Origin of the sequence: Polaromonas sp., from assembly GCF_041689105.1 — a bacterium.
In the GTDB taxonomy this organism is placed as follows: domain Bacteria; phylum Pseudomonadota; class Gammaproteobacteria; order Burkholderiales; family Burkholderiaceae_C; genus Polaromonas.
The window spans coordinates 1-9175 of the sequence record NZ_JBDNGU010000136.1; the positions used below are offsets into that span (position 1 = coordinate 1).

The 9175-nt window shown below is 59.8% G+C and carries 15 protein-coding genes and 1 pseudogene; 12 read left to right on the forward strand and 4 right to left on the reverse strand.

The features are described from left to right. From rplD to ACESMT_RS14295, 10 genes are all read left to right on the forward strand, one after another. The coding region (gene rplD, locus ACESMT_RS14250; protein ID WP_372827256.1) for a 50S ribosomal protein L4 at positions 1-341 on the forward strand (341 nt) is incomplete at its 5' end. Beyond that, a complete protein-coding gene (gene rplW / locus ACESMT_RS14255) occupies positions 338-673 on the forward strand; it encodes a 50S ribosomal protein L23 (RefSeq protein WP_372827257.1) in 336 nt (111 codons plus the stop codon). The genes rplD and rplW, both read left to right, overlap by 4 nt. Positions 674-675: 2 nt before the next feature. After that, complete coding sequence (gene rplB / locus ACESMT_RS14260; RefSeq protein ID WP_372827258.1) at positions 676-1500, forward strand: 50S ribosomal protein L2; 825 nt, start codon at positions 676-678, stop codon at positions 1498-1500. Positions 1501-1509: 9 nt separating this feature from the next. Next, positions 1510-1788 carry a 30S ribosomal protein S19 gene (rpsS, locus tag ACESMT_RS14265; protein WP_372827259.1) on the forward strand — a complete coding sequence of 93 codons (279 nt, stop codon included), beginning with the start codon at positions 1510-1512 and terminating at the stop codon, positions 1786-1788. A 9-nt stretch (positions 1789-1797) separates the two neighbouring features. Then, on the forward strand, positions 1798-2127 hold the full coding sequence (gene rplV / locus ACESMT_RS14270) for a 50S ribosomal protein L22 (RefSeq protein ID WP_077593714.1): 330 nt from the start codon (positions 1798-1800) through the stop codon (positions 2125-2127). A 15-nt stretch (positions 2128-2142) separates the two neighbouring features. Next, positions 2143-3075 (forward strand): 30S ribosomal protein S3, encoded by a 933-nt coding sequence (gene rpsC, locus ACESMT_RS14275; RefSeq protein WP_372827260.1) that lies wholly within the window; start codon positions 2143-2145, stop codon positions 3073-3075. 24 nt (positions 3076-3099) lie between these two features. Next, positions 3100-3516, forward strand: coding sequence for a 50S ribosomal protein L16 (rplP, locus tag ACESMT_RS14280; RefSeq protein WP_077593716.1), 417 nt, complete (start codon positions 3100-3102; stop codon positions 3514-3516). A gap of 12 nt (positions 3517-3528) precedes the next feature. Beyond that, positions 3529-3735, forward strand: a complete 207-nt coding sequence (gene rpmC / locus ACESMT_RS14285; RefSeq protein WP_372827261.1) for a 50S ribosomal protein L29 — start codon at positions 3529-3531, stop codon at positions 3733-3735. Further along, a complete protein-coding gene (gene rpsQ, locus ACESMT_RS14290) occupies positions 3735-4004 on the forward strand; it encodes a 30S ribosomal protein S17 (protein WP_372827262.1) in 270 nt (89 codons plus the stop codon). Before rpmC ends, rpsQ begins: the two co-directional genes overlap by 1 nt. 146 nt (positions 4005-4150) lie before the next feature. Continuing rightward, on the forward strand, positions 4151-4657 hold the full coding sequence (locus ACESMT_RS14295) for a peroxiredoxin (protein ID WP_372827263.1): 507 nt from the start codon (positions 4151-4153) through the stop codon (positions 4655-4657). Positions 4658-4833: 176 nt separating this feature from the next. On the opposite strand, the gene ACESMT_RS14300 is transcribed toward ACESMT_RS14295, so the two are convergent. Both ACESMT_RS14300 and ACESMT_RS14305 read right to left on the reverse strand, forming a co-directional pair. Beyond that, positions 4834-5349, reverse strand: a complete 516-nt coding sequence (locus ACESMT_RS14300) for a GNAT family N-acetyltransferase (protein ID WP_372827264.1) — start codon at positions 5347-5349, stop codon at positions 4834-4836. A gap of 64 nt (positions 5350-5413) precedes the next feature. Then, positions 5414-6100, reverse strand: a complete 687-nt coding sequence (locus tag ACESMT_RS14305) for a cytochrome b/b6 domain-containing protein (protein ID WP_372827265.1) — start codon at positions 6098-6100, stop codon at positions 5414-5416. A gap of 187 nt (positions 6101-6287) precedes the next feature. Between ACESMT_RS14305 and ACESMT_RS14310 the strand changes: the two genes are divergently transcribed. Beyond that, entirely contained in the window at positions 6288-6743 is a 456-nt protein-coding gene (locus ACESMT_RS14310) for a cytochrome c (RefSeq protein ID WP_372827266.1), read from the forward strand. Between the two features lie 220 nt (positions 6744-6963). Here ACESMT_RS14310 and ACESMT_RS14315 read toward each other — a convergent pair whose 3' ends face one another. Continuing rightward, positions 6964-7446, reverse strand: coding sequence for a TlpA disulfide reductase family protein (locus tag ACESMT_RS14315; RefSeq protein WP_372827290.1), 483 nt, complete (start codon positions 7444-7446; stop codon positions 6964-6966). Positions 7447-7495: 49 nt separating this feature from the next. Between ACESMT_RS14315 and ACESMT_RS14320 the strand changes: the two are divergent. Further along, positions 7496-8097: pseudogene (locus ACESMT_RS14320) on the forward strand (DUF4197 domain-containing protein). Between the two features lie 100 nt (positions 8098-8197). Here the strand turns inward: ACESMT_RS14320 and ACESMT_RS14325 are convergent. Next, positions 8198-9028, reverse strand: a complete 831-nt coding sequence (locus ACESMT_RS14325; protein ID WP_372827268.1) for a phosphatase PAP2 family protein — start codon at positions 9026-9028, stop codon at positions 8198-8200. Positions 9029-9175 lie beyond the last annotated feature (147 nt).

Consider the following 9175-nt stretch of genomic DNA (forward strand, 5'->3'; position numbering starts at 1 on the left):
ACGAGAACTTCACGCAGAAGATCAACAAGAAGATGTACCGCGCCGGCATGGCCTCCATCTTCTCCCAGCTGGCCCGTGAAGGCCGCCTGGCCATGGTTGATTCGCTGACCGTGGACTCGCCCAAGACAAAAGTTCTGGCCGACAAATTCAAGGCCATGAACCTCAAATCGGTGCTGGTCATCGCTGACGAAGTCGATGAAAACCTGTACCTGGCTTCACGCAATCTGGTGAACATTCTTGTGGTTGAGCCGCGCTACGCAGACCCGCTGTCGCTGGTGCACTACAAAAAGGTTCTGGTCACCAAGGCCGCCATGGACAAACTCAAGGAGATGTTTGCATGAGCGCCGTGAACACCAAGGTTACCAAACCAAAATTTGACGAAGGCCGCCTGATGCAGGTGCTGGTCGCCCCCATCGTGTCTGAAAAAGCCACCATGGTTGCGGACAAATCCAACGCGGTGCTGTTCAAGGTGCTGCAGGACGCCACCAAGCCTGAAATCAAGGCCGCTGTGGAATTGATGTTCAAAGTGGACGTCAAGGCTGTATCGGTACTGAACCAAAAAGGCAAAACCAAGCGTTTTGGCAAATCCACTGGCCGTCGCGACAATATTCGCAAGGCCTATGTGACGCTGAAACCCGGTCAAGAGCTGAACATCGGTGGGGAGGCTGCGTAATCATGGCTGTCATTAAAATGAAACCCACCTCTCCCGGCATGCGCGGGATGGTGAAGATTTCCCGGGATCACCTGCACAAGGGTGAGCCTTATGCGCCGCTGCTGGAGCCACAATTCCAGAAGTCTGGCCGTAACAACAACGGGCACATCACCGTTCGCCACAAAGGCGGCGGTCACAAGCACCACTACCGTGTGGTGGACTTCAAGCGCAACAAGGATGCCATTCCGGCCAAGGTCGAGCGTATTGAGTACGACCCCAACCGCACGGCCCATATTGCGCTGATCTGCTACGCCGACGGCGAACGCGCCTACATCATCGCCCCGCGTGGCCTTGAAGTTGGCGCCACGCTGATCAGCGGTGCCGAAGCCCCGATCCGTGTCGGCAACACCCTGCCAATCCGCAACATCCCGGTGGGCTCGACGATTCATTGCATCGAGATGCAAATCGGCAAGGGCGCGCAGATTGCACGTTCAGCCGGCACCTCGGCAACGCTGCTGGCCCGCGAAGGTACCTACGCCCAGGTCCGCATGCGCTCCGGTGAGGTTCGCAAGATCCACATTGAATGCCGCGCCACGATTGGCGCGGTCGCCAACGAAGAGCACAGCCTGCGCCGTCTGGGCAAGGCCGGCGTGAAGCGCTGGATGGGTATTCGCCCAACCGTTCGTGGTGTGGTCATGAACCCGGTCGATCACCCGCACGGTGGCGGTGAAGGCAAGACCGGCGAAGGCCGTCATCCTGTCGATCCATGGGGTAACCTGACCAAAGGCTACCGCACCCGCAACAACAAGCGCACGCAAGTGATGATTGTTTCGCGTCGCAAGAAGTAAGGCAAACCCATGACACGTTCACTCAAAAAAGGTCCCTTTGTCGACCAGCATCTGGTAGCCAAGGCTGATAAAGCCGTTACCAACAAAGACAAAAAGCCGATCAAGACCTGGTCGCGTCGCTCCATGATCCTGCCCGACTTCATCGGCCTGACCATCGCCGTGCACAACGGCAAGCAACACGTACCGGTCTACATCACCGATCAAATGGTTGGCCACAAGTTGGGCGAGTTCGCACTCACCCGGACTTTCAAAGGTCACCCGGCTGACAAAAAAGTTGTGAGAAAGTAAGGAAAGACCATGGAAACACGTGCAACCCTCCGGGGCGTTCGTCTGTCGGTCGACAAGGGCCGTCTGGTCGCCGACCTGATCCGCGGAAAAAAAGTGGACCAGGCGCTCAACATCCTGAACTTCACGCAGAAAAAAGCTGCGGGAATCATCAAGAAGGTGGTTGAGTCTGCCATTGCCAACGCAGAACACAACGATGGCGCTGACATCGACGAGCTGAAGGTGAAAACCATCTACGTCGAACAAGGCACCACGCTCAAGCGTTTCTCCGCACGCGCCAAGGGCCGCGGCAACCGTATCAGCAAGCCGACGTGCCATGTGTACGTTGTGGTTGGCAATTAAGAAGGCAGACAGGATATGGGACAAAAAATCAACCCAACCGGGTTCCGCCTTGCCATCAGCCGCAACTGGTCCAGTCGCTGGTACGCCAGCAACAAGGACTTCGCCGGCATGCTCGCCGAAGACATCAAGGTTCGCGAGTACCTGAAGAAAAAGCTGAAAAATGCTGCGGTGTCACGCGTTCTGATCGAGCGTCCTGCCAAGAATGCCCGCATCACGATTTTCTCGGCACGTCCGGGCGTCGTGATCGGCAAAAAAGGCGAGGACATCGAAGCGCTGAAAAAAGAACTGAGCCGCCAGCTGGGCGTGCCGGTCGCCGTGAACATCGAAGAAGTTCGCAAGCCTGAAATTGATGCCAAGCTGATCGCAGACAGCATCACCCAACAGCTTGAAAAACGCATCATGTTCCGCCGTGCGATGAAGCGCGCCATGCAAAACGCCATGCGTCTGGGTGCCTTGGGTATCAAGATCATGTCGTCGGGCCGCCTGAACGGCATCGAGATCGCACGCTGCGAGTGGTACCGCGAAGGTCGCGTGCCTCTTCACACGCTGCGCGCCGACATCGACTACGGCACCTCTGAAGCCAAGACCACCTACGGTGTGATCGGCGTCAAGGTCTGGGTCTACAAGGGCGACAACCTGGGCCGTGGCGATTCGCCGGGCGCCAAGCTGGATGCCGCACCTTCCGACGAAGAACGCAAGCCACGCGGCCCGCGCCGCGATGCACGTCCTGGCGACCGCACGGACCGTCCTGCACCCCGTGGAGCCGCACGCCCAGCGCGCGGCCCTGTCGGCGGTGTCAATACGGCCCCTGCTGACGGCAGCGACAAACCCGCAGAAGCAACGGGTGCCGCACCAGCGGCGGCCGGTGCCGACGCACCGAAAACCACCGTTAAGCGCGTCCGCAAAGCCGCGCCAGCTGCAGCAGCTGACGGTGCCAAGACCGAGTAATCGGTCTAACTACGGAGAATACAAATGCTGCAACCCGCGCGCAGAAAATATCGCAAAGAGCAAAAAGGCCGCAACACCGGCATCGCCACCCGAGGTAACTCGGTGGCATTCGGTGACTTCGGTCTCAAATGCACTGACCGTGGCCGTCTGACGGCCCGTCAAATCGAAGCCGCACGCCGTGCGATTTCCCGTCACGTCAAACGTGGCGGTCGTATCTGGATCCGTGTCTTCCCGGACAAGCCGATTTCCCAAAAGCCTGCTGAAGTGCGTATGGGTAACGGTAAAGGCAATCCCGAGTACTACGTGGCTGAAATCCAGCCCGGCAAGATCGTTTTTGAAATCGTCGGTGTGCCTGAAGAGCTGGCCCGCGAAGCGTTCCGCCTGGCATCCGCCAAGCTGCCGCTGCGCACGACCTTCGTCAGCCGCATGATCGGCCAGTAAGCGGAAATGACCATGACCAAATCTACTGAACTGCGTAAAAAAGACGTTGCCGGTCTGCAAACCGAAGTCAAAGAGCTGCAAAAAGCCCACTTTGGCCTGCGCATGCAAAAAGCCACGCAACAACTCACCAACACCGCCACGCTGCGCTCTGCGCGCCGTGACATCGCTCGCGCCAAGACCATTCTGGCCGAGACCAACGCCCGCGAAGGAGCGAAATAATGACGGAAGTTAAAAAATCCCTCAAGCGCACCCTGGTTGGCCGTGTGGTCAGCGACAAGCGCACCAAAACGGTGACGGTGCTGGTTGAGCGTCGTGTCAAGCACGAGCTCTACGGGAAAATCGTCTCGTTGTCGAGCAAGTACCACGCCCATGACGAAAAGGGCGAGTACAAGACCGGCGACCTGATCGAGATCACCGAAAGCCGCCCGATCTCCAAGACCAAGAACTGGGTCGTGACCAAGTTGCTGGAAAAGGCAGCGATCGTTTAAGTCTTACAGACTTGAGCTTTCCCCTCATCAAAAGCGGCCCCCTGTGGGCCGCTTTTGTTTTTGTCCTGCGCTTTTGAAAGGCTTCGGACAATCGTTGAAAATGGCACTTGAACCCATTTATCAACAACCCCCAGAGGAGCAGACACATGATCAAAGTAGGCGATACCCTTCCCGCAACCACGTTGATGGAATTTTCCGAAGTTGAAGGCAACGGCTGCAGCATCGGCCCCAACCCGGTGGATGTGGCCAAGGCCACGGCCGGCAAGACAATTGCCCTGTTTGCACTGCCCGGCGCTTTCACGCCGACCTGCTCCGCCAAACATGTGCCTGGTTACGTTGAGAAGTTTTCGGAGCTGAAGGCCGTCGGCGTCGACGAGATCTGGTGCGTCAGCGTCAACGATGCGTTTGTCATGGGCGCCTGGGCGCGCGACCAAAAGACCGATGGCAAGGTCCGCATGCTGGCTGACGGCAGCGCCGACTTTGCCAAGGCTACCGGCCTGACGCTGGACCTGACAGGCCGTGGCATGGGCGTGCGCAGCAACCGTTATTCGATGCTGATCAAGGACGGCAAGGTCGCCGCACTCAACGTCGAAGGTCCGGGCAAATTTGAAGTCAGCGACGCAGGCACCTTGCTGGCGCAAGCCAAGGGCTGATGCACTGAAGAACTGCTGAGTAGGCGCTCACCCGCCAGCTCGCCAAAAATGCCGCAGGTCGCAAGACCGGCGGCATTTTTATGCGCGGCAGACACTGGCCATGCTGTTTCGGATTTGGAATCAGCTATCGAAAAAAGAGCTGCTTGCGCCTGTCCGATAGGAGTCAGAGCCGCTTCTTACTCCAAATCTACTTTCAAGTAGTGAGCACCCGCTATCGGGTTGTGATAATAGGGCGGGATGTCCTTGAAGCCGAGGTCCTCGTACAACGCACGCGCCGCCTCCATATCGCTGAGCGTGTCCAGCAGCACGCTGCGGTAACCGGCCATACGCGCAGCGTCCAGAATCGCTTCGGCCAGTTGCCGGCCCAGGCCGGAGCGACGGTGTGCCTGGCGCACATACAGGCGCTTCATTTCGCTGGCGTTCGGGTAATCCACGGTGTCCAGGGGCCGAAGGGCGCCACAACCGGCAATCTCGCCGCCCACCATGGCCAGCAGCAGGCAGCCCTGGGGCGCGGCGTAGTCGCCCGGCAGATCGGTGAGCTCTTCGTCGAAGTTCTGGAAGCACAGGTCGATGCCGAGCTGCAAAGCATACTCGCCGAAGATCTGGCGGGTCGCCTCCAGCAGCGCCGGGGTGTCCGGCGTGATGAATACAAGGGCGGGTGGGCGCGCGGAGGCGGGCTTGTCAGAACTCATGTCGGATCAGTGTATCGGCTTTTGCGGCGGCGCTTTTTACTGCCGGCCACCCGCAGCGCCTGTCTCAGAAGGCCGGCGCAGCCAGCGTGCTGATCCAGTACCCCACGCCCGCGCAGGCAGCCAGCACCACCAGCGCGGCCGTGCGCGAGGCCGCATCGTCGCGCGAGGGCGGCACCCGCGCGACCAGTTCCTTGTCGCCGTGCAGCATGGCGCCGACCAGGTTGTGTTTGCGCCAGAGGTAAACAACAATCGCGGCGATGTGCAGCAGCACCAGCGCCAGCAGAATCCACTTGCCGATGTTCTTGTGGTAGTTCGTCGCCAGGCTCACCGTGGCGTTGGACACAAAACGCGTCAGTGGGCCGGCAAACGCGATTTCATCGTCGCTGAGCAAACCGGTGCCAACCTGTGCCAGCAAAACCCCCAACATGGCGAACACCGAGCCGGCGCCTATCGGGCTGTGACCCACCGAGTGTTCGGGCTTGCCGCGGCCCCTCAGGTAGTTGAAAACGCTTTGCGGGGAATAGATGAACGCACCAAAACGGGACCAACGGCCGCCCATCAGCCCCCAGACGATGCGAAACAGCAACAGCGTCAATACCACATACGCAAAACGGAAATGCCAGACCATGGCATTGCCACCGATGGTCCCGCTGATCGCCAGCCCGATCACGCCGGCGACCAGCGCCCAGTGGAAAATCCGTGTGGGCAGGTCCCAGACCCGCACCTTGATCAGTGTCCCCTTGTTGTCCATCTGCGCCCCCCGGTTCGTGGTTGTTGTATGGCCGGCACGGTAGCCTTCCTGGACCGTCCTGCCGCTTGGTGCTTACCCGTAAAGCATAAGTTCCAGCGGAACTAATCACTTCCTGCCAAACTCCAGATGTGTGGTGATGGCCCGCCGCGTTGCCTGCACGATAACTCAATAAACCACGAGGAAAAACATGAAAGCTTTTACCTTTATTGCTGCAGCGGTCACGCTGCTTGCCTTTGCCGCTCCGGCTTCGGCCCAGTTTGCCAAGCCCGAAGACGCGATCAAGTACCGACAGAGCGCGCTGTCCGTGATGGGGACCCATTTCGGCCGTGTTGGTGCCATGGCCAATGGGCGGGTACCGTTTGATGCCAAAGTCGCCTCGGACAACACCGAGATTGTTGCCACCATGGCCAAACTGCCGTGGGCGGGTTTCGGTCCCGGCACGGAAGGGGGCGCCAATACCAAAGCCAAGCCAGAGATCTGGACCGAGCAGGCCAAGTTCAAGGAAAACAGCGACAAGCTGGTCGCCGAGACCGCCAAGCTGGCCGCGGCGGCCAAGACCGGCAACCTCGACGCGCTGAAGACCGCTTTTGCGTCTACCGCCGGCACCTGCAAGGCCTGCCACGACGCGTACCGGGACAAATAAACCCCACGGTCGCGCGCTTCGCGTAACTCCAGAAGCCTTTGCTGGTTAAGAGTGGTTTGCGGAGCTTCCTGTAAGCGCTACGAAAAAGGCCGGTTGCTTTCAGCAACCGGCCTTTTCTATTGCCCTTTCAAGCTCAAGCAGCAGGACCGGCTCTGCCGGACTGCAGGCGGGCGGCCTCCTCGGGAGTCAGGGAGCTACACGCAGTGAGCGACCGTGGGGGTCAACTTTCAGCCAGCAACTTTTCAATGAGCTGGTGCAGCGCCGCGAAATCTGGCTCGCCCACGTAACGTTTGACGATCTCGCCGCGTTTGTTGACGATGTAGGTGGTCGGTGTCAGTTGCACGTCGCCCCAGGCCTTGGCCACGGCGCCGGTGTTGTCGATGGCGACCTTGAAAGGCAACTGGCGTGTCTGCGCGAAATTGACGACGTAGCTGGGCGGGTCGTAACTCATGGCCACGGCGATCGTGTCGTAGCCGCGCGCTTTGTATTTGTCGTAGGTCGAGATGATCTGGGGCATCTCGGCCACACAGGTCACGCAGCTGGTCGCCCAGAAATTGACCAGCGTGACCTTGCCTTTCATGCCGGCGGTGCTCTGCTTGCTGCCGTCGAGCAGCACAAAGGTCGACTCCGGCGCCACCTGCGCGCCGCCGCAACCGGCCACGCTGGCGAGTGTGCCCAAAGCCAATGCGAAAGCCAGAACCATCCGGCGTACTGCGTTGGAAACGGGGTTCATATTTCTGGAGTTATTCATCATGCAACGCCGCAAGTTTAACCAGGCTGGCCTCAGCGCACTGGGCGTGCTGATCTTGACCACATACCAGCGGGCTCACGCCCTGTCACTGGGCGACCTGACCAACGCAGAAGCGTCCAGCGGCCTGAAAAAAGCCCTTGAATAAGGCGCTTTGGCGGCCATCGCCCTGCTGGGCAAGACAGATGGATACCTGGGCAACCCGAAAGTTCGCATTCCTTTGCCTGGTTACATCGAAGACGCGTCGAAAATCCTGAAAAATTTCGGCCAGGGCAAACGCATTGACGAATTGGTCACGTCCACCAACCGCGCTGCCGAAGCCGCGGTGCCCATGGGCCGGGACCTGCTGGTCAGCGCAGTACGCAGCATGAACTTCAACGACGCCAAAAACATCGTGCAGGGCGGAGAAACCTCGGTCACGAATTTTTTCGCCGAAAAAACCCGCCCCCCGCTGGGCATGAAGTTTTTGCCCGTGGTCACCCAAGCCACTGCCAAGTCGCTGGACGGGCTCTACCTGATCATCGGCGAGGAAAAAAAAAGATCCGCCAAGACCCGGTCGGCACCGGCAGCGCGATCCTCAAGAGGGTGCTTGGCGCTATGAAATAGCTGCTCCGACGGTTGGGTTGTTGCTAAAACTCGCCGCAAGCCTCCGATTCACGGACGCAAGCAGCGATCAAAAAACTGGCATCTGGGAGCCAGGCGCCAGTTATTTTTGTGCGGCTGCCCTGACAGCGCCCATGCGGTATTGCCAGTAGGTGTGTATGCCCGTGAGGCACAGGGCCAGCCAGGCAAGCCCTTCTGCAAAGGCGGCCAGCACATCGCTCAGGTAATGCACACCCAGGTACATCCGTGTCACCGCGACCGTTGTCACCATCGCGAGCGCCAGCAGCGCGACCAGCACCCGCCTGCGCCACGTAGTCGTCTGCGCCGCCAGCATGGCCGCGATCACACCATAAAACAGCGTTGCTGCCGCGACATGGCCGCTGGGAAAGCTGTAGGTAGACAGCGTGAGCAGTGGATGGTCAAAGCTGGGACGCGCGCGCTGAAAGGCGTATTTCATCAGCACATTGAGCAACATGCCGGAAGGAACGCAAACGCTCAGGCAGACCAGCCAGTACCAGCGTCTCTTCCATGCCAGATACGCGGCCACCAGCACCATGCCAGCGATCACCATGAGGGGGTCGTGCAGGTGGGTGATGAGCAGCATCACCTGTGTCAGTGTGGGTGTGGCGTGTGCGTGAAACCATTGCGCCACGGCGACGTCAACCAGGGTCAGGGGGTCGCCGGTCACGACGTCTTCGGCAATCCCGCCGAACAGCCATGCGGCACCAGCCATCACCAGCGCGCCCAGGGTCAGTTGCAGCCCGAGGTAGCTGCCCGGTGACAGCCGCGCCCGCACAAAACTGATTTGGGCGGCGTAACGGACGCCCAGCGCAAGGCCCCATGGACGCCGGGACAAGCGCCACGCCGATGCCCGGATGATGCGCCAGCCCCGCCTGGTGCGGCGCACGGCTAACGCGGTGAGGGGTGTCGGCATGGGCGGCTTTGGTGGTGTGCTTGCGCAGTGGTGACCCCGATGGTAGCGACATGCTGGCTGCAAAGTCGCAACCCCGGTCAACAAGCGCACAAACGCTGACCTGGCCCGGTTGCAGGCCGCGCGCAGACAGTTATGAGAGAAATCGGC

Bases quoted from the DNA above. Each gene is read 5' to 3' on its own strand.
- ACESMT_RS14300 (WP_372827264.1), bottom strand. From the start codon at position 5,349: ATGAGTTCTGACAAGCCCGCCTCCGCGCGCCCACCCGCCCTTGTATTC.
- ACESMT_RS14325 (WP_372827268.1), bottom strand. From the start codon at position 9,028: ATGCCGACACCCCTCACCGCGTTAGCCGTGCGCCGCACCAGGCGGGGC.
- rplB (WP_372827258.1), top strand. From the start codon at position 676: ATGGCTGTCATTAAAATGAAACCCACCTCTCCCGGCATGCGCGGGATG.
- rpsQ (WP_372827262.1), top strand. From the start codon at position 3,735: ATGACGGAAGTTAAAAAATCCCTCAAGCGCACCCTGGTTGGCCGTGTG.
- rpsC (WP_372827260.1), top strand. From the start codon at position 2,143: ATGGGACAAAAAATCAACCCAACCGGGTTCCGCCTTGCCATCAGCCGC.
- ACESMT_RS14305 (WP_372827265.1), bottom strand. From the start codon at position 6,100: ATGGACAACAAGGGGACACTGATCAAGGTGCGGGTCTGGGACCTGCCC.
- rplP (WP_077593716.1), top strand. From the start codon at position 3,100: ATGCTGCAACCCGCGCGCAGAAAATATCGCAAAGAGCAAAAAGGCCGC.
- rpsS (WP_372827259.1), top strand. From the start codon at position 1,510: ATGACACGTTCACTCAAAAAAGGTCCCTTTGTCGACCAGCATCTGGTA.
- ACESMT_RS14310 (WP_372827266.1), top strand. From the start codon at position 6,288: ATGAAAGCTTTTACCTTTATTGCTGCAGCGGTCACGCTGCTTGCCTTT.
- rplW (WP_372827257.1), top strand. From the start codon at position 338: ATGAGCGCCGTGAACACCAAGGTTACCAAACCAAAATTTGACGAAGGC.
- rplV (WP_077593714.1), top strand. From the start codon at position 1,798: ATGGAAACACGTGCAACCCTCCGGGGCGTTCGTCTGTCGGTCGACAAG.
- rpmC (WP_372827261.1), top strand. From the start codon at position 3,529: ATGACCAAATCTACTGAACTGCGTAAAAAAGACGTTGCCGGTCTGCAA.
- ACESMT_RS14295 (WP_372827263.1), top strand. From the start codon at position 4,151: ATGATCAAAGTAGGCGATACCCTTCCCGCAACCACGTTGATGGAATTT.
- ACESMT_RS14315 (WP_372827290.1), bottom strand. From the start codon at position 7,446: ATGGTTCTGGCTTTCGCATTGGCTTTGGGCACACTCGCCAGCGTGGCC.